General features: G+C 59.7%; 17 protein-coding genes. 13 read left to right on the top strand and 4 right to left on the bottom strand.

Annotation, left to right across the window (positions count from 1 at the left end):
* Nucleotides 1-10: 10 nt before the first annotated feature.
* From AEQ67_RS22355 to AEQ67_RS22340, 4 genes are all read right to left on the bottom strand, one after another.
* Nucleotides 11-1,222 (bottom strand): hypothetical protein, encoded by a 1,212-nt coding sequence (locus tag AEQ67_RS22355; protein WP_059405990.1) that lies wholly within the window; start codon nucleotides 1,220-1,222, stop codon nucleotides 11-13.
* Nucleotides 1,223-1,333: 111 nt separating this feature from the next.
* Nucleotides 1,334-3,340 carry a hypothetical protein gene (locus AEQ67_RS22350; RefSeq protein ID WP_059405989.1) on the bottom strand — a complete coding sequence of 669 codons (2,007 nt, stop codon included), beginning with the start codon at nucleotides 3,338-3,340 and terminating at the stop codon, nucleotides 1,334-1,336.
* 269 nt (nucleotides 3,341-3,609) lie between these two features.
* Nucleotides 3,610-4,650 (bottom strand): FUSC family protein, encoded by a 1,041-nt coding sequence (locus tag AEQ67_RS22345; RefSeq protein WP_177333671.1) that lies wholly within the window; start codon nucleotides 4,648-4,650, stop codon nucleotides 3,610-3,612.
* A 47-nt stretch (nucleotides 4,651-4,697) separates the two neighbouring features.
* Nucleotides 4,698-6,323, bottom strand: coding sequence for an NADP-dependent glyceraldehyde-3-phosphate dehydrogenase (locus AEQ67_RS22340; protein ID WP_059405988.1), 1,626 nt, complete (start codon nucleotides 6,321-6,323; stop codon nucleotides 4,698-4,700).
* Between the two features lie 259 nt (nucleotides 6,324-6,582).
* Here AEQ67_RS22340 and AEQ67_RS22335 point away from each other — a divergent pair, with 259 nt between their 5' ends.
* From AEQ67_RS22335 to AEQ67_RS22275, 13 genes are all read left to right on the top strand, one after another.
* Entirely contained in the window at nucleotides 6,583-7,470 is an 888-nt protein-coding gene (locus tag AEQ67_RS22335; RefSeq protein WP_059405987.1) for a Dyp-type peroxidase, read from the top strand.
* Nucleotides 7,471-7,808: 338 nt separating this feature from the next.
* Nucleotides 7,809-8,561, top strand: a complete 753-nt coding sequence (locus AEQ67_RS22330) for a GntR family transcriptional regulator (RefSeq protein WP_059405986.1) — start codon at nucleotides 7,809-7,811, stop codon at nucleotides 8,559-8,561.
* An 11-nt stretch (nucleotides 8,562-8,572) separates the two neighbouring features.
* A complete protein-coding gene (locus tag AEQ67_RS22325) occupies nucleotides 8,573-10,303 on the top strand; it encodes a fumarate reductase/succinate dehydrogenase flavoprotein subunit (RefSeq protein WP_059406041.1) in 1,731 nt (576 codons plus the stop codon).
* A 26-nt stretch (nucleotides 10,304-10,329) separates the two neighbouring features.
* On the top strand, nucleotides 10,330-10,575 hold the full coding sequence (locus AEQ67_RS22320) for a 4Fe-4S dicluster domain-containing protein (protein ID WP_007946457.1): 246 nt from the start codon (nucleotides 10,330-10,332) through the stop codon (nucleotides 10,573-10,575).
* 234 nt (nucleotides 10,576-10,809) lie between these two features.
* Nucleotides 10,810-12,216, top strand: a complete 1,407-nt coding sequence (locus AEQ67_RS22315; protein ID WP_059405985.1) for an ABC transporter substrate-binding protein — start codon at nucleotides 10,810-10,812, stop codon at nucleotides 12,214-12,216.
* Nucleotides 12,217-12,483: 267 nt separating this feature from the next.
* Entirely contained in the window at nucleotides 12,484-13,266 is a 783-nt protein-coding gene (locus AEQ67_RS22310) for an ABC transporter permease (RefSeq protein ID WP_059405984.1), read from the top strand.
* Complete coding sequence (locus AEQ67_RS22305) at nucleotides 13,266-14,114, top strand: ABC transporter ATP-binding protein (RefSeq protein ID WP_059405983.1); 849 nt, start codon at nucleotides 13,266-13,268, stop codon at nucleotides 14,112-14,114. The genes AEQ67_RS22310 and AEQ67_RS22305 overlap by 1 nt, the downstream gene beginning before the upstream one ends.
* On the top strand, nucleotides 14,111-15,073 hold the full coding sequence (locus AEQ67_RS22300; RefSeq protein ID WP_059405982.1) for a HEAT repeat domain-containing protein: 963 nt from the start codon (nucleotides 14,111-14,113) through the stop codon (nucleotides 15,071-15,073). The genes AEQ67_RS22305 and AEQ67_RS22300 overlap by 4 nt, the downstream gene beginning before the upstream one ends.
* The gene (locus tag AEQ67_RS22295) at nucleotides 15,070-15,357 is read left to right on the top strand and encodes a DUF971 domain-containing protein (RefSeq protein ID WP_059405981.1); all 288 of its coding nucleotides are present in this window, start codon (nucleotides 15,070-15,072) and stop codon (nucleotides 15,355-15,357) included. Before AEQ67_RS22300 ends, AEQ67_RS22295 begins: the two co-directional genes overlap by 4 nt.
* Nucleotides 15,358-15,528: 171 nt before the next feature.
* Nucleotides 15,529-16,146, top strand: coding sequence for a transcriptional repressor LexA (gene lexA / locus AEQ67_RS22290; RefSeq protein WP_059405980.1), 618 nt, complete (start codon nucleotides 15,529-15,531; stop codon nucleotides 16,144-16,146).
* Nucleotides 16,146-16,763, top strand: coding sequence for a translesion DNA synthesis-associated protein ImuA (imuA, locus tag AEQ67_RS22285; RefSeq protein ID WP_059405979.1), 618 nt, complete (start codon nucleotides 16,146-16,148; stop codon nucleotides 16,761-16,763). The genes lexA and imuA overlap by 1 nt, the downstream gene beginning before the upstream one ends.
* 7 nt (nucleotides 16,764-16,770) lie before the next feature.
* A complete protein-coding gene (locus tag AEQ67_RS22280) occupies nucleotides 16,771-18,186 on the top strand; it encodes a Y-family DNA polymerase (RefSeq protein ID WP_059405978.1) in 1,416 nt (471 codons plus the stop codon).
* Nucleotides 18,162-21,260: an error-prone DNA polymerase gene (locus AEQ67_RS22275; protein ID WP_201782097.1), complete on the top strand. Its 3,099-nt coding sequence runs from the start codon at nucleotides 18,162-18,164 to the stop codon at nucleotides 21,258-21,260. The genes AEQ67_RS22280 and AEQ67_RS22275 overlap by 25 nt, the downstream gene beginning before the upstream one ends.
* Nucleotides 21,261-21,600: the final 340 nt, after the last annotated feature.

The following is a 21,600-nucleotide window of genomic DNA, read 5'->3' as shown; positions in this document are numbered from 1 at the left end:
CCATGAGAGGTCAGATCTCAAAAATCCCGTTAATGATTTCAATGTGCTCCGCAGTTACTCGGTAAGTAGCGTAGTAATCCTGCGCACCTTTATTGTTGAATGCTTCAGCCTTGGGGCTATTGGCAATAAAGATGCCGCAGGACTCCAGCCACCCAGGAACAAGCTGGATATCTTCTTGAGTCATATTCCATATGTCTGAGCAGTTTTTTTTGAAAATCAGATAGATATCCATTTTGCTATCCTCCATTTTTCTGAAAACCGGGGTTGTACTGATGTGATGCTGATCAAGTAACTCTTGACATTTATATTGTAGATATTTGGCGCTTTCCTGCCAGTCAGGTTGTTGTAGGTCTATACGCTTCCATACGGACGGTAGGTGCCAGTCAAGTAGGCAAGCTTCTAAGTTGTCAGTGCGCCCGGGCGTATGGGCAAAGACGGGGAGGGGGGTGTCGTTTGGGATATATTGGAAGTGAGGAGTGTTTTTATCGCTGCTGCTCTCTAATGAGTTTTGCACAACGAAGTCTTTGGGGTGTCCTCGGTTAGTTAAATACTCCATCATTTCAATAAAGTAGTGTGCTTTGTTGAGTGCCTTCCCGTCAGCGCGTAAGTCAGTTTCTCTTGAGTGTATGTCGTAGTTGTGTTTTTGCAGTTGCTTGATTGGGGCATCGTCATAAAATATTTCACTATCATCACGGAACCCGCAGTTAAACAGGTTTGGTTTATGGCTGCCTGGGCTGTTTCGATATATACCAAAATCCGGCGTGATGATTTTTTGATGGCTAAAGTAGGGGGTTGTTGGCTCTTGTTCAACAAATGGCGATCCGTTTAATGTGATAGGTGCAGGCGGCGTACTATAAAATCTGGAAATAGCCGTATAGTCCGAGCGCAATTTATGCTGGCGTTGATTTTGTTGTGAATCATCAATGCCCAAACTATCCAACAGTCGTTTTCTTGGCGCTTGAAGGGCTTTTTCGGCAAAGGCTAATAAAGTTGATTCGCCTAGCAGGGATATCATGTACGGTGAAAAATAATCTGTGCCACTGGGTTCCGTCAGAGGGTGGGTCATTTTTTCAATATGACTTATGCTCTCTCCTCGCACATTGCTCAACTGAACATAGGTGCCCACCTTTTTCTTTGTTGTCAATTCAGCGATTTGCGGTTCCTTGCTTGAGGAAGGTGGAGTGAACCGCTCTACAGTCGTTCTATAATTGGTAATTGTCATTTGGTTGATTCTTAAGTGTGTGAGTCGCGCAGTATGTTATTAAGATAGGAGTGAGATGTAATCACTCCTGTCTTGTTTGTTAAAGCGTCTTATACGGTTGGGTGGGAGGCTTCAGTTTGAAAGGCTGTCATTCATTAGGCGGGCAGTGATAAAGTGTTGAAAGAGTCGTAATTTTTGCTCTTTGATAGTATTAAGGCGAGTCTCATCTACCGTAACGCCGTTATCGAGAAATGTCTGGTGGGTAGTGCCAAGATCATCAATCATGTAGTACAGGAAGAGACAGATTGTTTGATGGGTTTCAGGGTGCGTTGCTCTGAGTGGCAGTTGGCTTACATATTCATAGGCGAGTTCTGCTCGGCTTTCAAAGAGACTTAAGAGTCTGTTGTTCGGTTGTACATCTTTTAATTTCGAATTGTGCTGTGTGTAAAATTCAGTGAGACTTTTTGCAATACCAATGATTTCGTCCATGGGAAGCAGGCGTCGAGGATCAATAGTAAATTCGATTTTTTCCAGATCGCGCGTCAGCGGCTCGCCAAAAGCTTCATTTGTTCGTTCTCTGAGCTGAGTACGCGCGGGAAAGGCCTTGTTTTCTGAACAGTCAGGTTTGAGTTCTGCGTTTTGGTCATAGTTCATAAGCATCGGAACCATTTCGATTACTGTTTTTTTCAGTACATCACCTCCTTGTATCAAACGAGGGATTTTTTCAATTACTTCTGGAAGGCTGTCGTACGTATCAATTTGTTTTTTAAAGAGGGAGGCGTCTGTTACCTCGATGCCGCTACTACTGAATTTTGCGACAGTGATGCTTTCTAGAGGCTTGATCCCATTTTCTTCAATCAGTTTTCGTATTTGAGAATTAAGAAACGGCTTTTGATCGGCCATGTGCTCTATGAATTTTTCTGGGGCGCTATTTTTAAACCCACCTAACACGAAATTTTGCAAGGGCGTCAGATTGACGGCTTGCGCTAATTCCTGATGAGAAAGAAATGGCTGGCATCGGTCCACACCATGAAATGTCATTAACTCGGCACTTCTGGACTCTCCGTGATCCAGCCCATTTTTGTTACTGGCCGAACGATGGTGGGCAATCATTTCAGTGCGAATTCCAGCCTCTATTGGCACATCGTTATGTGGATTTTTTATGACAACATACCGTGCACCGGGAACATCGTGAAATTCATTTTCCAGGCTTTCCAATGTTGGAAACTTTGTGGCTGCTTCGGAGCGTGTGAAACGAATGGATTGTTTGGTGTCGTAAGGGAAGGCTGCCAGATACTGCTCTTTATTAGCGTCTAGTGTTCCTGTTTTACGGGTGGTTATGATTTTGAATTCGGCAGCATAATTGCTGTTGTCAAGGTGAAACATCCATTCCCTGTACTTGCCGTCGTCTTTGCTGGCGGGGTTGTCCATAAATCTAAAATTAGATACAGCGGGAATGTCACCCAATTGGAACGCTGCTTTAAAAAGTTGCAGTGGCGTTAATTTTGCATTGAGGCAACGGGCGTCAGTGATTTTTGGCTTTATATTCTGGGAGGAGAAGTCAACTTTTGAATAGTCTTCTTTTACAATGGAGTGGCTTTCCATTGTTTCATCATAGAATGCCTCGAAGTTTGTGTAGGCTGGTAGGTCAACTTCGCTTGCAGATACACCGAAGGTTTCCCACTCTTTTAGCATTGGTAAAAATTCTGCTTTCAAGTCTTCATCTATCAGCGCTATAAGGTTGCAGCGGAGGGTCTCTGTTTGTTCCAGATTGGACAGCTGTTTGTAGTTGAGGCGTTCTGTTTGACTCAAGTTCATGATGGCTTGAAAGCGATTGGGGATTGAACTGCTCGTATTGAATTGCCCCAGAATGGTATTGAATAGGCTGGGTTCTTTTAGCATCGCCGCTGGCGTGCAGGTGATTATTTTATCGATAAAGGTTATTTTCAGATTTTGAAGCTCTGTTTGTGTGATCGGCTTGAGAGCAGGTTCTGCAGTATTGCGTGTTTCGTTTAGTTGATATGTTAGTTTATAGGTGTTGTCATATATAAGCCGCTTGTTTCCCTGGTTGGTTTGTACTTCCATGTACTGATAGGATTGGGGCGAGGGTTGTAAGGCGCAAACGCTGTTTGTTGGCATTATTAGTTACTTTTTTGGCCTGTCTAATGAGCGCATCATTCTATTTAGGGGCGGTGTTCTGTCTATAAAGAAAGGCTCATTACTGTCGGTATTTAATACCCACCGACACGGCGTGAACCCTGTAGCAGCTGGCGAAGCCTGCGTTCGGCTGCGCAGCAGTCGTGAAATCGGAGTTCGCGGTGTATCAGGTAGACCCTACATTCCGGTTTGACGACTGCTGCGCAGCCGAACGCAGGCTTCGCCAGCTGCTACAGGTTGCGAGGTGTAGGTCAGATGTTCCAGCGCGGCGCAGTCTTGGCCAGCCGCTGGCGCATCTCGCCAATGTTGGTTGCCAACTGTCGGACCAATAATCGGTAGCCGTCCAGAGGGTTGTACACCGGAGTGTCCAGGCTTGAGTCCGACGGTAATTCAACGGGCCGATTGAGGCGCTGGGTCACCCCGGATTTCAGCGCTCGGGCCATACCAATCAGTTGCACCCGAATCAGCCGATGTTCCGCTTTCAATGCCGATTGCAGATTAGCCATGGCATGAGGGTCGTTGGCATCCGGTCGGGTGTTGCCGAGGATTTCCAGGGTGCTGACGCACATCCGCAAATGGCGCTGGATGGCATCAAGTTCAGTCATGGAAATCCGCACCTCCTTGGACACCGACGGCATCAGCGAGCGCAGTTGCACCATCACGGTGTTCAAGCGACTCATGAGTTTGTGGTGTTCGTCATCGCTGACCGATTGGCCATTGATGATGCGTCCATAAATCGTCGCGCAATCGCGCAAGGCATCGGCCAGGTTGTAGCGCCACGAATAAACCGCGTAGAGCGGCAGGGCGAAGGAAAACGCCAGGGCCAGGGCGATGCCGATCAGGATGTCGACCCCGCGCCATAACCCGTCGGTGATCGGATTGTCGCCATGCCCCGCGACAATAAACACGGTAATCGCCGACAGCAGCGCGGTGTAACCGCCCTTGCCGATGGCGTGGTAGCTGAAGAACCCGCACACCACCGCCATCGCGAAATAGGTCAGCCACGGCAACCCGAGCCAGGCCTGTTGCGCCACCAGCAGCAAGCCGACGCCCGCGCCGATCAAGGTGCCGATCGCACGCTCGGCGGCTTTTTTACCGATGTTGCCGTGGTGCTGCAAGCCGCCGATCACCACCAGCATCGTCACCGACGCCCACTCACCGTGGGGCAGGTTGATCCCGGTGGTCAGCAGAATCGTCGCCAGCAACCCCAGCGACACTCTGACCGCATGGATCACTCGGGCGTGGCGATAACGCCGATACGGGTCCAGCAACGGACGCAGCAGTCGGCGCATCAGCGGTGGCAGTCGGTTGGCTCTGAATGTACTCAGGCTGGGTCTCCTCAGAAGATGTAATCGGTGGTCAGGAAACTCGAACTGCGGCCGCTGATGATCTCGCTGATCAGCTCTTTGTTGGTCTCCAGGAACTTGGTCGCCACCAGCGTGCGGATCGAAAACACCCGCAGCGCATCATGCACCGACAACGTGCCTTCGGCGGAATTCTTGCGGCCGTTGAACGGGAAGGTGTCCGGGCCGCGCTGGCACTGCGCGTTGAGGTTGATCCGGCCGACCTGGTTGGCGAAAGTGTCCACCAGCCGGCCGACGGCCACCGGGTTGGTGCCGAAGATACTCAACTGCTGGCCGAAGTCCGATTCCAGGACGTAGTCGATCACCGTGTCCAGATGACGGTACGGCACGATCGGGATCACCGGGCCGAACTGTTCTTCCTGATAAACGCGCATTTGCGGGGTCACCGGGTACAGCACGGCAGGGTAGAAGAACGACGCGCGGGCTTCACCGCCATTGGGGTTGACCACGGTGGCGCCTTTGCTGACCGCGTCCGCCACCAACGAGTGCAGGTAGTCGACCTTGCTCGCTTCCGGCAACGGCGTCAGGGCTACGCCGCTGTCCCACGGCATTCCGGGTTTGAGACTGGCGAGGTTGGCGTTGAACTTCTCGATGAATGCCTCGACCACGTCTTCATGGACGAAGAGGATTTTCAGCGCGGTGCAACGCTGGCCGTTGAACGATAACGAGCCGGTGAGTGCTTCGCTGACTGCGTTGTCCAGATCGACCTCCGGCAGCACGATGCCAGGGTTCTTCGCGTCCAGCCCCAGTGCCGCGCGCAAGCGATGCGGTTTTGGATGGAGTTTTTTCAGGTCGCTGGCGGCCTTGTTGGTGCCGATGAAGGCAAAAATATCAATCTTGCCGCTGGCCATCAGCGCGCTGACGGTCTCGCGGCCGCTGCCGTAACTGACGTTGATCACCCCGGCCGGGAAGCTGTCGCGGAAGGCTTCCAGGAGCGGGCGAATCAACAACACGCCAAGCTTGGCCGGCTTGAACACCACGGTGTTGCCCATGATCAACGCCGGAATCAGCGTGGTGAAGGTTTCGTTCAACGGGTAGTTGTAAGGCCCCATGCACAACGAAACGCCCAGCGGTACGCGACGGATCTGGCCGAGGGTGTCTTGTTCCAGTTCGAAGCGGCTGGAGCGGCGGTCGAGTTCCTTGAGGGCGTTGATGGTATCGACGATGTAGTCGCAGGTGCGGTCGAACTCTTTTTCCGAGTCCTTGAGGTTCTTGCCGATTTCCCACATCAGCAGCTTGACCACGGCTTCGCGCTGTTCGCGCATGCGCCGCAGGAACGCTTCGACGTGCTGGATGCGCTCGGCCACGCGCATGGTTGGCCATAGGCCCTGGCCCCGGTCATAGGCGCGGACGGCGGCGTCGAGGGCGGTCAATGCGGTATCGGCATCGAGCAGCGGCGTGCTGCCGAGGATCACTTGTTCGTCGCCCTTTTCGCCGGTCAGGTACACCGGGCTACGGACCTGGGCGAGGGGGCCGTTCCAGGTTCTCAGTTCGCCGTCGACCAGGTATTCACGCTGTTCGGTCTGGCCGTCGAGGCGGTATTTTTCCGGGATGCTACTGGCGTCGGGAAACAGGTTGCCAAGGATATGTGCTGTGGTCATGTCGTTACCCCATGTGTGATGTCAGCCATGCGTTGGCGGCTTGCAGTTGCGAATTTCACTTCAAAGGTTATACGCCTTAATGGCTCGACTTTTTAACTGGCATTGAGCTGTGATGGGCAGAACAGAGGGGTGATGGTCTGGATCTTGTGCCTCAAGCGTAGACTGCTTTGCCCGCTTGTTGAAAACCGATCTTTTGACTTGGGAACACACAACGGCCGACGCTGCGGTTAAACTTCGCGCTCTTTCTAAAGGAGTTCATATGAGTTACTACCAGCCGGGCATTCTCGCCACCCCCGTTCCGCCTCAAGCCCGTCATATGTTCTTCGCCCTTGAATCCGCCGCCGCATTGCCAGCTGCGCTCGACAAATTGCAGGGGCTGGTGGACGGGAAGTCGGCGGTGGTCGGTTTCGGTGAATCCCTGGTAAAAGCCCTTCAGGGGCACATCGAAGGCCTGCGTGCCTTTCCGGCGCTGACCGGTGTCGGCGTCGACAACCCGTCGACCCAACACGCGCTGTGGTGCTGGTTGCACGGTGTCGACCGTGGCGAATTGCTCAATCGCAGCAACGCCATCGAAGCCGCTCTGGCGCCGGCCCTGCGCCTGGTGCAGATGAACGAAACCTTCCGCCACCGCACCGGCCACGACCTGACCGGCTACGAAGACGGCACCGAAAACCCGCACGACGAAGCCGCCGTGGCTGCCGCGCTGGTGGGCGAGGGTGCTGACGGAACCGTCGGTGGCAGCTTCGCCGCGATCCAGCAATGGCAGCATGACCTGAAGGGCTTCCACGCGATGCCGCCCCATGAGAAGGACAACATCATGGGCCGCCGCTTGAGTGATAACGAGGAACTCGACGACGCGCCGATCTCGGCCCACGTCAAACGCACCGCCCAGGAAAGCTTCGCCCCCGAAGCGTTCGTGGTCCGTCGCTCGATGCCGTGGATCGAAGGCGACCGCGCTGGCCTGATGTTCCTGGCCTTCGGTTTTTCCCTCGATGCCTTCGAAGCCCAGCTGCGGCGCATGAGCGGTCTGGAAGACGGCATCACCGACGGTTTGTACCGCATCAGCCGCCCGATCACTGGCGGCTATTACTGGTGCCCGCCACTCAAGGACGGTCATCTGGACCTGCGCGCATTGCGCGTTGGTTAACCAAGCATCCGGCGTTGAATACCGATCGGATAATGGACCAGATCCTCAAGCGCTAACGCAGCCCTTGTAGCAGCTGTCGAGCCTGCGAGGCTGCGTTCGGTGCGGGCCGCGTTCGGACGAAGCCGTCGTGAAATCAGATATCGCGGTGTGTCAGGCAAACCTTGCATGCAGGGTTTACGACGGCTTCGCCGCCGAACGCAGCCTCGCAGGCTCGACAGCTCCTACACGGCTGCTACACGGCTGCGTGTGAATCTAACCTTATGCTTAAACAATATTTCTCAACCCCCGCACCGTCTCTCTAAGATCACGTCATAACTCGTTATAACAAGTGATCTTCCATGACCGATAACGTTCTATCCCTTGGCAGCGTCCCGCTGTACACCCAACTGCGGGATGTGTTGCGCACCCGTATCCTCGACGGTGAATACCCGCAAGGCAGCCAGATGCCCTCGGAAAGTGAGCTCGGTGCGCTGTTCAAAGTCAGCCGCATCACCGTGCGCCAGGCCCTCGGCGACCTGCAAAAGGAAGGGCTGATTTTCAAGATCCACGGCAAAGGCACCTTCGTCGCCAAGCCGAAAACCTTCCAGAACGTCAGCACCCTGCAAGGCCTGGCCGAGTCCATGACCGGTCGCGGCTACGAGGTGATCAACCGCCTGCGCAGCTTCAAATTCATCGCCGCCGACAAACTCGTCGCCGAGCGTTTGCAGGTCGCCGAAGGTGACGCCGTGGCGCAGATCAAACGCGTACGGCTGATCAATCGCGAGCCGATCTCGCTGGAAATCACCTACCTGCCCAAAGACATCGGTGAGCGTCTGGAGAAGGCCGACCTGGTCACCCGCGACATCTTCCTGATCCTGGAAAACGACTGCGGCCTGACCCTCGGTCATGCCGACCTGGCCATCGACGCGGTGCTGGCCGACAGCGACCTGACCCAGGCCCTGAACGTCGAAGCCGGCTCGCCGATCATGCGCATCGAGCGTCTGACCCACGATGCCAGCGGCCAGCCCGTGGACTTCGAACACCTTTACTACCGCGGCGATGCGTTCCAGTACCGCTTGCGGATCGACCGGCAAAAAGGGGATCAGGCATGACCCACAGCTCCATGAATAGACAGACGCTCGAACAGGAATACGACATCGTCGTGATCGGCGGCGGCACCGCAGGTCCCATGGCAGCGATCAAGGCCAAGGAACGCAACCGCAATTTGCGCGTGTTGCTGATCGACAAGGCCAACGTCAAGCGCAGCGGCGCGATCAGCATGGGCATGGACGGCCTGAACAACGCGATCATTCCCGGCCACTCGACGCCGGAGCAGTACACCAAGGAAATCACCATCGCCAACGACGGCATCGTCAATCAGGCGGCGGTCTACGCCTATGCGACCCACAGCTTCGAAACCATCGAGCAACTGGACCGCTGGGGCGTGAAGTTCGAGAAGGACGAAACCGGCGACTACGCGGTGAAAAAGGTCCACCACATGGGCGCCTACGTGTTGCCGATGCCGGAAGGACACGACATCAAGAAAGTCCTGTACCGCCAGTTGAAGCGGGCGCGGGTGAGCATCACCAATCGCTTGGTGTGCACGCGCTTGCTGACGGACGAAGAGGGCGCGGTCAACGGCGTGATGGGTTTCGATTGCCGCACCGCCGACTTCCACGTGATCAAGGCTAAAGCGGTGATCCTCTGCTGCGGTGCGGCCGGACGCCTGGGTTTGCCTTCCTCGGGTTACCTGATGGGCACCTACGAAAACCCGACCAATGCCGGCGACGGTTACGCCATGGCCTATCACGCCGGGGCCGAGCTGGCGAACCTCGAATGCTTCCAGATCAACCCGCTGATCAAGGACTACAACGGCCCGGCTTGTGCCTATGTCACCGGTCCATTGGGTGGCTACACCGCCAACAACAAGGGTGAACGCTTCATCGAGTGCGACTACTGGAGCGGGCAGATGATGTGGGAGTTCCACCAGGAACTCGAAAGCGGCAATGGCCCGGTGTTCCTCAAGCTCGATCACCTGGCCGAGGAAACCATCCAGAACATCGAGGAGATTTTGCACAGCAATGAACGCCCAAGTCGTGGCCAGTTCCACGCCAATCGCGGCACCGATTACCGCACGCAGATGGTCGAGATGCACATCTCGGAGATCGGTTTTTGCAGCGGCCATTCGGCGTCGGGGGTGTGGGTCAACGAAAAGGCTGAAACCTCGGTCAAGGGCTTGTACTCGGCGGGTGACATGGCCGCCGTGCCGCACAACTACATGCTCGGCGCGTTCACCTATGGCTGGTTTGCCGGCACCAACGCGGCGGATTTTGTCGCGGGACGTGAGTTCTCGGAAGTCGATGCCCAGCAGATCGAAACGGAAAAACAACGGGTCTACGCGCCGCTGGATCGCGAACACGGTCTGCCACCGGCCCAGGTCGAGTACAAGCTGCGCCGCTTCGTGAACGACTACCTGCAACCGCCGAAAGTGACGAAGAAGATGCAAATCGGCTTGCAACGCTTCAGCGATATCCAGCGTGATCTCGATCAGATCAAGGCCCACAACGCCCACGAACTGATGCGCGCCATGGAAGTCAGCATGATCCGCGACTGCGCCGAAATGGCCGCCCGCGCTTCGTTGTTCCGCGCCGAAAGTCGCTGGGGCCTTTATCACTATCGGGTTGATCACCCGCAACGCAACGACAGCGACTGGTTCTGCCATTGCCACCTGAAGAAGGACGAAAACGGCCAGATGAGCAGTTTCAAGAAAGCCGTCGAGCCTTACATCATCCCGCTGGATGCCGATGAAATGCAGGCCTACGACCGGCTGCGGGTCGGTGCCTTTGCGGCCTGAGCAACACACAAGAGAGAGACCGCGAAATGGCCTATCAACCCCAGGAAATCTTCTTCCGTTCCAACGCCCCCGTCACGGTCGACGAGGACCTGTGTATCGCCCACAAGGGCTGCACCGTGTGCGTCGACGTCTGCCCGATGGATTTGCTGGCGATCAACCCGGCCACGCAAAAGGCCTACATGGCCTTCGACGAATGCTGGTACTGCATGCCGTGTGAAAAGGACTGCCCGACCGGGGCGGTGAAAGTGGAAATCCCGTACCTATTGCGCTGAATGACAGGGCGCCTTCGCGGGCAAGCCCGCCCCCACAGGGATTTGTGGTGAACCTTGATTTTGCAGACACCAGTGAAACCTGTGGGAGCGGGCTTGCCCGCGACGAGGCCGGCCCAGAGAACTAAAAAGCTATCCGGCAACACCGGACGCCTGATTCAAACACCCCTCGTTTCCCACCACGCCCTGATCGTGGCGGAGACGAACATCCAATAAATGATTCGAGGGGATACACCCATGTTATTGCGTGCAGCATTTGCCGGTCTGGTACTGGCCTCATTCACCTTGTCGGCCTCGGCCGAAACCATCCGCATTGCCATCGGCACCCAGGACACCACGATCAACTGCGCCGCGGGCGGTCTGTTGATTCGCGAGCTCGGTTTGCTCGACAAATACTTGCCACACGATGGCCAATACAAAGACGCGAAATACGAGGTGGAGTGGAAGAACTTCACCAGCGGCGCGCCGCTGACCAACGAGATGGTCGCCGGCAAACTCGACTTTGGCGCCATGGCCGATTTCCCCGGTTCGTTCAACGGTGTGGCGTTCGAAACGGCGGGCAAGCACAGCCTGTTCATTAGCGTACTTTCGGGCAGCATCAAGGGCAGTGGCAATGGCATCGTGGTGCCGAGTGCCTCGGGCGTGCAGTCCCTGGCGGAATTGAAGGGCAAGACCATTTCCGTGCCGTTCGCCTCCACGGCCCACGGCATGTTGCTGCGGGCGGTGGCGGCCCAGGGCTGGGACCCGCTCAAAGACGTGAACATCATCGCCCAGCCACCGGAAGTCGCCGGTTCGGCGTTGCAGGCCGGGAAAATCGATGCACACGCCGACTTCGTGCCGTTCGCCGAACTGTTCCCGAGCCGTGGTTTCGCGCGCAAGATTTACGATGGTTCCCAGGCCGGTGCACCGACCTTCCATGGCGCGCTGGTGGATCAGAGCTATGCGAAAAAGTACCCGGAAATTGTCGTCGCTTACCTGCGCGCCAGTATCGAAGCCAACCAGTTGCTGGCGGCTGAGCCGGAGAAGTACAGCGAGCTGATCGCCAAGGTCACGGGTGTCGATGCCGAGGTCAATTACCTGTTCCATGGTCCTCTGGGCGTGCAGACCCGCGACCTGAGCTGGAAACCGGAATACCGTCAGGCCGTCGGCACGGCCATCGATACGCTCAAGCTGTTGAAGAAGGCTGATCGCGGTCTCGACCTCAACACCTTCATCGACGACCAGTACATCCGCGCCGCCTTCAAGGCCTCGAACCTGGACTACACCGCGCAACTGGCCAACTACGCACAGACGCCGCTCACAGCGGTGGATGCGGTCAGCGGTAAAGCCATCACCGACGTCAGCCATGTGGCCGAAATCTGGGTGCGCGGCGAGCCGAAAGTTCGTCGGTACGCCTCGGCGGAATCGGCGTTCAGCGCGTTGGCCAGCCTGAAACAGGAAGGCAAAAACATCCGCGCGGTGTATGCCCAGGCGTCCGACAGCGGGATCAAGTTGCTGGCCGATCAAGCGTGGTTTGCCAGCGATGCGCAAGGCCGCCTCAGCGCGTTCCTGCTCAAAGGCCAGGCCCAGCAGTTCGCCACGGCCCAGGGCGGAAAAGTCTTCGACTTCACCGACGCCACCACCCAGGCCGTCGCAACTCGTTAACCCCTAGAACACCGCAATTCCCTGTGGGAGCGAGCTTGCCCGCGATGAGGCCAGACCAGTCGACATTGATGTCGCTGACACACCGCTATCGCGGGCAAGCCCGCTCCCACAGGGATGGGGGGCAAATGCAAATATCACGTTCACCAAGATCAACTGTAGGAGCTGGCTTGCCAGCGAAGACGTTTGACTAGCCAGCATCAATGTTGAATGTCAAACCGCCATCGCCAGCAAGCCGGCTCCTACGGGATTGGGTTGAGAGGATTTATTGTGTACGGATCATATTTACGCTGGCTCCCAAGAACGGCTTCGCTGCTGTTCTGCCTCCTGTTCTGGCAACTCGCCGCCAGCCACCACTGGAACCTCGGCCTGGTCACCTTCGCCAACGTCCCGACGCCACTGGCGGTCATTGAAGCAGCTCTGGGCCTCGGCGACTCCGGCAAGCTCGCCCAGCACCTGAGCAGCAGCCTCAGCCGGGTCTTCGCCGGTTACCTCGCGGCGCTGGTGGTCGGCATCGCGTTGGGCCTGGCGATCGGCCGCTCGAAATGGGCCGAAGATTTATTGCTGCCACCTCTGGAGGTCCTGCGCCCGATCCCCGCAGTGGCCTGGATTCCCTTGGCCATCCTGATGTTCCCCTCGTCAGAACTGTCGATGGTCTTCATCACTTTCACCGGCGCGCTGTTCCCGATCCTGCTCAACACCGTGCACGGCGTCGAAGGCGTCGACCCACGGCTGATCGCCTCGGCGAAAAGTCTCGGGGCAGGGCGCCGGGCGATTTTGCTGGAAGTGATTTTCCCGGGCGCCGCGCCGAGCATCATCACCGGCCTGGCCATCGGCATGGGCACTTCATGGTTCTGCCTGGTGACCGCCGAAATGATCTCCGGCCAGTACGGCATCGGCTATTACACCTGGGAGTCCTACACCATCCAGAACTACGCCGACATCGTGGTCGGCATGTTGCTGATCGGCGTCCTCGGGATGGGCAGCAGCCTGCTGATCAAACGCCTCGGCGGGCTGTTCACGCCTTGGCATCGACCACGAGGAAAAGCCTGATGAGCGTGATGCAAACCCCTGAAGGGCGGATCGACATCCGCCAATTGTCCATCGTCCTCGGTGAAGGTCCGCAGGCGTTCGAGGCCGTCCAGGGGCTCGACTGCCAGATCGAGCCGGGGCAATTCGTGTGCATTCTCGGGCCGTCCGGTTGCGGCAAGTCGACCTTGCTCGGCGCGCTGGCCGGCCACCTGCAAGCCAGCACCGGCAGCCTGAACGTCGATGGCACGCAGGTTTCCGGTCCATCACCCCAACGCGGCATGGTGTTCCAGCAGCACACGCTGTTCCCCTGGCGCACGGTGCGCGACAACGTCGCGTTCGGCCTGAAGATGCGTGGCATCGGCAAAACCGAACGGCACCAGGCCGCCGACGAAATCCTCGCCCTGGTGGGCCTCGATGGCTTTGCCGATCGCTGGCCCGATCAGCTATCCGGCGGCATGCAGCAACGGGTGGAAATCGCCCGGGTGCTGATCAACCGTCCGCGCCTGTTGCTGATGGACGAACCCTTCGGTGCCCTCGATGCCCTGACTCGCTTGAACATGCAGGAACTGCTGCTGGACATCTGGACGCGGATTCGCACCACCGTGGTGTTCGTCACCCATGACATCGACGAGGCGCTGTTCCTCGCCGACCGGCTGCTGGTCATGAGCACACGCCCCGGCCGGATCATCGAAGACCTGCGCCTCGACTTCCCCCGGCCACGCACCACCGAACTGGTTACTAGCCATGAGTTCTCCCGCTTGAAGCGTCACTGCCTCGAGCTGCTGCGTCACGAAGACGGTCGGCAATTACCCCGCCTGAACCCTCTCGGACTTCCCCCTGAAAACAAACTGCCGCGATTTGCCCTATGACCTCTCTATTCGATGTAACCGATAACGACGACATTCTTGCCCTGCAACCGCGCCTGACCGATGAAGACCCCGGCGTGCGCCGCATCGCGCTGATCGAACTGGCCGACCTCGAAGAGCCGGACGGCCTGCTTTGGCTGGTCGACCGACTGGCCCGGGACCCGACCGAAGAAGTGCGTGCCGAAGCCGCGCGCCTGCTGGAAGCCTGGGAGGATGAACCGGTGGTGGCGGCGCTGTGCCAGGCGCTGACCGATCCGTCATTGGCCGTGCAAACCGCCGCCGCGCAGAGCCTGAGCCTGCTCAAGAGTGAAGCGGCGGGCCGGGTGATTCTGCCGTGGACCGGGCATGCCGACATCAACGTGCGCATCGCTGCGTTCCGGGCCTTGCGCGAACTGCGTTTTCCCGATGCTGCCGAGGTGGCCATCGTGGCGTTGACCGATGCAGACGCCGGTGTTCGCCGCGAGGCGGTCGGCGTACTCGGCTGGCTCAAGCAACTGGATGCCTTGCCGGCCTTGGCGCGGTTGGCCAGTGACGACCCGGACACCGAAGTTCGCCGCGCCGCCACCGGCGCTCTCGGTCTGGCGTCTGACGATCAAGTGCTGCCGGCATTGCGCCAGGCGTTGCAGGACCACGCCTGGCAAGTGCGCGAAGAAGCCGCGACGACGCTGGGCAAGGTCGGTCACCGCGACGCAGGCCCGGCCCTGGTCGAAGCCTTGAGCGACGATTACTGGCAAGTGCGCCTGCGCGCCACCCGCAGCCTCGGCCGCTTGCGTTACGTGCCGGCCCTCGACGCGCTGATCGAGACCCTCGGCCACCGCATCAGCAATTTGCGCAAGGAAGCGGCCCTGGCCCTCGGCGAATTGAACGACAAAGGGGCCATCGCGCCGTTGCAGGCCGCGCAGGATGACGGCGACCCGGAAGTGCGCAAAGCCGTGCGCATCGCCTTGAGCCAACTGCAATGAACCCGCTGGCGATCGGCAATTCCCAGAGCAAACAGCAACTGCGGCTGAACTGGCCGGACGGCCGCGAACAGTTGCTTGATCACGCTGAATTACGCCGCCAATGCCCATGTTCCCAATGCCGGGCGTTTCGCCTGCAAGGGCGGGTGCCGAAGGTTGACGCCCGCGTGCGCGTGATCGAACTCAATCAGCAGGGCTACGGCCTGCAACTGATCTTCAGCGACGGCCACGAACGCGGCATCTACCCCTGGCCTTACCTTGCACAACTCACCCCCCAAAACAGCTGACTCCCAACACGACTGACCTCCCCTGTAGGAGCTGTCGAGAGAAACGAGGCTGCGATCTTTTGATCTTCAGCAAATTCAAAGCCGCCCAAGGATCAAGATCAAAAGATCGCAGCCTCGTTTCTCTCGACAGCTCCTACAAGTTCTTGCCAGGAAAGGGTCAAAAGAGTACAAATGTACTCCATGACGACTCTCACTCCCCGCCGTACCGCCATCCTGACCTTTATCCGCGATCGCATCGCCGAGCACGGTCAGTCTCCGAGCCTTGCTGAAATCAGCGAGGCGTTCGGTTTCGCCTCCCGCAGCGTGGCGCGCAAGCATGTGCTGGCGCTGACCGACGCCGGTTTCATCGAGGTCAACCCGCATCAGGCCCGGGGCATTCGTTTGCTCGGGCAACCGGCGCGCCCCGAACTGTTGGACATTCCGGTGCTGGGTCGAGTGGCGGCCGGTGCGCCGATCGGGGCCGATGCCGAGGTCCACAGCCGCTTGATGCTCGATCCGGCGATCTTCTCGCGGGTGCCGGACTACATGCTGCGGGTCCAGGGCGACTCGATGATCGAAGACGGCATTCTCGACGGCGACCTGGTGGGTGTGCACCGCAACCCCGAGGCGGTCAACGGCCAGATCGTCGTGGCGCGCCTCGACGGGGAAGTCACCATCAAGCGCTTCGAACGGGTCGGCAACGCTGTGCGCCTGTTGCCACGTAACCCGGCCTACAAGCCGATCATCGTTCGCGCCGATCAGGACCTGGCGATCGAAGGGGTGTTCTGCGGCCTGGTGAGGCAAGGGTGATGGGCGCCGTCGTTGCGCTGGATACGCTGTTCAATGGCGGCCAGGTCTGGAAGGGCCGGCCTGCGCCACCGGCTGTCAGCCCGCAACCCACCGGGCATGCCGCGCTGGATGCGGCGTTGCCGACCGGTGGCTGGCCGGAAGCGGCGCTGACCGAAATCCTCCTGGCCGGGCAGGGCGTGGGCGAGTTGCAACTGGTGTGGCCGGCGCTGGCGCGGTTGTCGGCGGCGGGCGAGCGCATCGTGCTGGTGGCGCCGCCTTACGTGCCGTATCCCCAGGCGTGGCAGAACGCCGGGGTTGATCTGCGCCAGTTGTCGATCATCCAGGCCAGCGAGCGCGATGCGCTGTGGGCGGCGGAACAATGCCTGCGTTCGGGCAGTTGCGGCGCGGTGTTGTGCTGGCCGCATAAGGCCGATGACCGTGCGTTGCGGCGCTTGCAGGTGGCGGCGGAAACAGGCTCGACCCTGGCGTTTGCCTACCGCTCGATCAATGAGGCGATCAACCCTTCGCCCGCGGCGTTGCGCATTGCCATCGATGCCAAACCTGCGCAATTGCGCGTGCTCAAGTGCCGGGGCGGGTTGGCGCGTTCGGCACCGATTGCCTTTGCCATGGGGCATTGAGGTTGCCATGCGCTGGGTCTGCATTCTCTTCCCGCAATTGGCGCTGGACGCGGTACTGCGTCAGCGCTGCGACCCCGATACGCCGCTGGCGCTGCTGACCGGCCCGGCCCAGCGTCGGGTGTTGCAGGCGGTCAATGCGTCGGCGCGGGCGCTGGGCTTGCGGCCCGGCCAGTCGATGACCGCCGCCCAGGCCCTGAGCAAAAGCTTTGTCACGGCCGAATACGACGCTGCCGAGATCGAGCACTGGCAGCAGTTCCTGGCCGCCTGGGCCTATCGGTTCAGTGCTCAGGTCAGCGTCCATTACCCGCGTGCGGTGGTGTTTGAAATCGAATCCAGCCTGGGCTTGTTCGGCGCCTGGCCACAGTTCGAAGCGCGGTTGCGGGCGGAGCTTGGCGAACTGGGGTTTCGCCATCGGATCGTTGCCGCGCCCAACCCGGTGGCGGCGCGGGTACTGGCCAATGCCTATGACGGCCTGGTGGTGCCCGACGATCAAGCCTTGCAGCATCACCTCGGGCAGTTGCCCATCGACCGGATCGGGCTGGAGGCCAGCGTGGCCACGGCGTTGTCGCGAATGGGCTTGCGCACCTTGAGTCAGGTGCAGGCGCTGCCCCGGCATAGCCTCGCGCGGCGGTTCGAAGCGCACGTGCTCAAGCACCTCGACACCCTGCTCGGTACGCGGCGGCTGGCGCTGGCGTTCTACCTGCCGCCGGACCGCTTCGATGTGCGCATCGAACTCAACTTCGATGTGCAGTCCCATCAGGCGCTGCTGTTTCCGTTGCGCCGGCTGACCGGCGATCTGTCGGCCTTTCTCTGCGGTCGCGACAGCGGCGTGCAGCGCTTTGACCTGCACCTGGAACACGCCGGGTTGCCGGATTCTGTAATCAAGGTCGGGCTGCTCAGCGCCGAGCGTGATCCGGCGATGCTCTTCGAACTGGCGCGGGGGCGGCTGGAACAGGTCCAGGTCGCGGCCCCGGTGCGCGGTTTTCGCCTGCGCGCCGAAGACCTGCCAGCCTTCGTTCCCCAGTATCAGGAGCTGTTCGACGACCGCCCGCAGCAGTCCTTGCCCTGGGAGCAACTGCGCGAACGCCTGCGCGCACGGCTGGGGGATGACGCGGTGCATGGCTTGCGGTTCCAGGCCGATCACCGCCCCGAGTGCGCGTGGCAGGCCAGCGCCGACCATCAGGCATGTAGCGGGCTGGCGGGCGTGCAACGGCCGGGCTGGCTGCTGACTGAACCGTTGGCGGTACACGAAGGTTCGACGCGCATCCTCATGGGACCGGAGCGCATCGAGTCCGGCTGGGGGGACGGCGCCGACGTGCGCCGCGATTACTACCTGATTGAAACCCGTTCCGGCCAGCAGGGCTGGGCCTATCGTGCGGTGGGCGAGGACGGCCCGTTGTGGCTGCAAGGCTGGTTCGCATGAGCGTCGAATACGCCGAACTGCACTGCCTGTCGAACTTCAGTTTCCAGCGCGGTGCTTCCAGTGCGCTCGAACTTTTTCAGCGGGCGAAAAAGCAGGGCTATCAAGCCCTGGCGATCACCGACGAATGCACCTTGGCCGGCATTGTTCGCGCCTGGCAAGCGGCCAAATCCGTGGAGCTGCCGCTGATCATCGGCAGCGAAATACGCATCGAGAACGGCCCGAAACTGGTGCTGCTGGTGGAAAACCTCGAGGGCTACCAAAACCTCTGCCGACTGGTTACCCGAGCCCGCCGCCGAACGCAGAAAGGCCAGTACCAAGTGCTCCGGGAAGATTTCAACGAAGCGTTGCCGGGGCTGTTGGCGTTGTGGGTGCCGGACGCTGTCGATGCCTTCGAACAGGGCCACTGGCTGAAACAGGTCTTCGCCGAACGCCTGTGGCTGGCGGTCCAGTTGCACCGTGGCCAGGACGATACCCGGCGACTGGCCGCGCTGCTGACCCTGGCGGGCGAACTGCGAATCCCGGCGGTGGCCAGCGGCGATGTGCACATGCACGCCCGTGGTCGGCGCGCCTTGCAGGACACCATGACCGCGATCCGTCATCACCTGCCGGTGGCCGATGCCGGGTTGCGCCTGCACCCCAATGGCGAACGGCATTTGCGCAGCCTCGACATGGTGTCCGGTCTTTATCCCAAGGCCTTGCTCGACGAGACGCTGACCATTGCCCGGCGCTGTACGTTCGACCTCGGCCAGTTGCGTTATCAATACCCGCGCGAGCTGGTGCCGGCCGGTCACACGGCCACCTCATGGCTGCGTGTGCTGACTGCAAAGGGTATCAAGTGGCGCTGGCCAAAAGGTCCGCAAGGCAAGGTGCTGGTGCAGATCGACAAGGAACTGGAGCTGATCGCCGAACTGGGCTACGAAAGCTACTTCCTGACGGTCCACGACATTGTGCGATTCGCCCGTGATCAGCACATTCTCTGTCAGGGGCGCGGTTCGGCGGCCAACTCGGCGGTGTGCTTTGCCCTGGGCATCACGGAGATCGATCCGGATCTCACTACGCTGTTGTTTGAGCGCTTTCTCTCCAAAGAACGTAATGAACCGCCGGACATCGACGTCGATTTCGAACACGAGCGGCGTGAAGAAGTCTTGCAGTATGTGTTCCAGCGTTACGGGCGGACCCGCGCCGCGCTGACAGCGGTGGTCAGCACTTATCACGCGGCTGGCGCGGTGCGCGACGTGGCCAAGGCCTTGGGTTTGCCGCCGGATCAGATCAATGCCCTGGCCGATTGCTGCGGCCACTGGAGTGATGCAACACCGCCCGTGGAGCGCCTGCTTGAAGGCGGTTTTGATCCCGAGAGTCCGGTGCTGCGCCGGGTGCTGAGCCTGACCGGGCAGCTGATCGGTTTTCCTCGTCACCTGTCCCAGCACCCTGGCGGCTTCGTGATTTCCGAGCAGCCCCTGGACAGTCTGGTGCCGGTGGAAAACGCCGCCATGGCCGAGCGCACCATCATCCAGTGGGACAAGGACGATCTGGACGCGGTGGGGCTGCTCAAGGTGGATATTCTGGCGTTGGGCATGCTCAGCGCCATCCGCCGCTGTTTCGACCTGCTGCGTCGACACCGCGACCTCGACCTGAGCCTGGCGACGATCCCGTCCGAAGACTCGCACACCTACGACATGATTGGCCGTGCAGATACCATCGGCGTGTTTCAGATCGAGTCCCGGGCGCAGATGTCGATGCTGCCGAGGCTCAAGCCGCGGACCTTCTATGACCTGGTGATCGAGGTGGCGATCGTCCGTCCGGGACCGATTCAGGGCGGCATGGTGCATCCGTACCTGCGGCGGCGAAACAAGGAAGAACCCGAGGTCTATCCGTCTCCGGCACTGGAAGCCGTGCTCAAGCGCACCCTGGGCGTGCCGCTGTTTCAGGAACAGGTGATGCAGATCGCCATCGTCGCCGCCGACTACAGCCCCGGCGAGGCCGATCAGTTGCGCCGCTCCATGGCCGCGTGGAAACGCCACGGCGGGCTCGAACCGCACAAGGATCGCCTGGCTGCCGGGATGAAGAAAAACGGCTACACGGCCGAGTTCGCCGCGCAGATATTCGAGCAGATCAAAGGCTTCGGCAGTTACGGTTTTCCCGAGTCCCACGCCGCCAGTTTCGCCTTGCTGACCTACGCCAGTTGCTGGCTCAAATGCCACGAACCGGCGGCGTTCGCCTGTGCGCTGATCAACAGTTGGCCCATGGGTTTCTACAGCCCGGACCAGATTCTGCAGGACGCGCGTCGCCATCACTTGCAGATTCGCCCGGTAGACGTGCGCGCCAGCGACTGGGATTGCAGTCTCGAACCGATCACCGGCGCGCAACCGGCGATTCGCATGGGGTTGCGGATGATCAAGGGCTTTCGCGAGGACGATGCCCGGCGCATTGAGGCGGCACGGGCGAAGGGGACGTTTGTCGACGTAGCCGACCTCGGCGAGCGGGCGCGGCTTGATGCCCGTGCTCAGGAGCAACTGGCCGATGCCGGGGCGTTGCGCGGGCTGGCCGGTCACCGTCATCGGGCGCGCTGGGAAGTGGCGGGGGTGCAGAAGCAGCTGGGGTTGTTCGCGGGGTTGCCGAGTCAGGAGGAGGGCGCGGTGGCATTACCCAAACCCACCGTGGGCGAGGACCTGCTGGCCGATTACAACAGCGTCGGCACCACCCTCGGTCCGCATCCGCTGGCCTTGCTGCGGGGTGAATTGAAAGCCCGGCGTTGTCGCAGTTCGAAGGAACTGCTCGACGTCGAGCATGGCCGTCCCGTCAGCGTCGCCGGGCTGGTGACCGGCCGACAACGCCCGGGCACCGCCAGTGGCGTGACCTTCGTCACCCTGGAAGACGAGTTCGGCAACGTCAACGTCATCGTCTGGCGCGACCTGGCCGACCGGCAGCGCCAGGTCCTGGTCGGCTCGCAATTGCTCAAGGTCGACGGGCGCTGGGAAAAGGAAGGCGAGGTGCGACACCTGATCGCCGGCCGCTTGAGTGACCTGAGCCCGTTGCTCGACGGCATCAGCGTGCGCAGCCGGGATTTCCGCTGACCTCGACCTGATTGCGGTTGATCACGGAATCCGGGGTCACCCAATAACCCTGTAGGAGCGGGCTTGCCCGCGAAGGCGGCATCATGGCCACTACCGCTTCGCCAGCAAGCCGGCTCCTACAGGTTTGATGTCATTCAGAAAACTAACGCCATATCCACAACCCCCTGTAGGAGCTGGCTTGCCAGCGAAGGCGGCATCACGGCCACTACCGCTTCGCCAGCAAGCCGGCTCCTACAGGTTTGATGTCATCCAGAAAACTAACGCCATATCCACAACCCCCTGTAGGAGCTGGCTTGCCCGCGAAGGCGGAGTATCAGTCCAAGCAGATGCTGGATGTGCC

Origin of the sequence: Pseudomonas sp. RIT-PI-q (assembly GCF_001297125.1) — a bacterium.
In the GTDB taxonomy this organism is placed as follows: domain Bacteria; phylum Pseudomonadota; class Gammaproteobacteria; order Pseudomonadales; family Pseudomonadaceae; genus Aquipseudomonas.
This window is presented reverse-complemented; position numbering and strand designations above follow the sequence as displayed.